Origin of the sequence: Gilliamella sp. Choc5-1, from assembly GCF_001690595.1 — a bacterium.
Taxonomy (GTDB): domain Bacteria; phylum Pseudomonadota; class Gammaproteobacteria; order Enterobacterales; family Orbaceae; genus Gilliamella; species Gilliamella apicola_M.
Map to the genome: position 1 here is coordinate 1 of NZ_LZHH01000059.1, position 1,235 is coordinate 1,235.

Here is a 1,235-nt window from a genome sequence, read left to right on the forward strand (position 1 = left end):
GGTAGAGAAATATAAGGATGTCAAAGTCAGTACAACCGATCCGGATAGTGGCTTTATGCATCGGGAAGGTAAGCCTAAAGGGTTCTTCTACTTAGAGCATCGAACGGTTGATGGCAAACATAATTTAATTACCGATACCTATGTTACAGCGTGAAATGTCCATGATTCTCAGCCTTATATGGCTCGATTAAAACGCCAGTTAGAGAGGTTTGGCTTTAATCCGGTTGGTGTCGGTGTCGGTTTTGATGCAGGTTATTTTACGGCGCCCATTTGCCATTTACTGCTGACAGAGCAGATATATCCGGTGTTGGGTTATCGCCGTTCCAGTCATGGTGCGAATCCTATCAGAAAAAAGCAGTTTATCTATAATAGTCAAACCGATACTTATACTTGCCCAAACGGGCAATCATTAATATATAAAACTATCAGCAGATGTAATAGTCTTTACTTAATCTGACGTTTGAGTTATTTTATAACACAAAAAGGAGAGTCAGAAATGAATCAAACTGCCAAAATTATTAAACCTAAATTAGGACTTTTAGAATTAGCTAATCAACTCGGTAACGTTCAACAAGCTTGCAAAGTCATGGGATACAGTCGAGATAGCTATTATCGCTTTAAAAACTGTATGAGCAAGGGGGTGAGCTTGCGCTTCAAGAAATCAGTCGTAAAAAGCCTATCGAAAAAAATCGGGTAGAGCCACATATAGAACAAGCCGTTGTTAATATGGCCTATGAATATCCAACTTATGGGCAACATCGAGTTGCCAATCAACTTCGTCAAGAAGGCATCATGGTGTCAGGGAGTGGGTACGCTCTATTTGGCTACGTCATGATTTAGAAAGTTTTAAAAAACGCTTAATAGCCCTAGAAACCAAAGTGGCACAAGAAGGATGTGTGCTCACTGAAAATCAATTACAAGCCTTTGAAAAAGCCAAAGCATCAAAAGAAGCGCATGGTGAAATTGAGACACATCATCCGGGATATTTATGTGCACAAGATACCTATTATGTAGGGCATATTAAAGGCATAGGGAAAATATACCAACAAACATTTATTGATACCTATTCCAGACTCGCTTTTGCTAAAGTCTATACCGAGAAAAACAGCCTGATTGCTGCCGATATGCTCAATGATAAAGTGCTTCCTTTCTTTGACAGCGAACAAGTGCCGCTGTTACGCATTCTTACAGACCGAGGTACGGAATATAATGGCCATAAGGAGAGCCATGCTTAT

General features: G+C 39.9%; 2 pseudogenes. Both read left to right on the forward strand.

Annotated features, from left to right (window positions below):
• A pseudogene (locus A9G35_RS13875) lies at positions 1 to 433 on the forward strand (IS5/IS1182 family transposase); the annotation flags it as partial.
• Positions 434 to 496: 63 nt separating this feature from the next.
• Positions 497 to 1,235: pseudogene (locus A9G35_RS12860) on the forward strand (helix-turn-helix domain-containing protein); the annotation flags it as partial.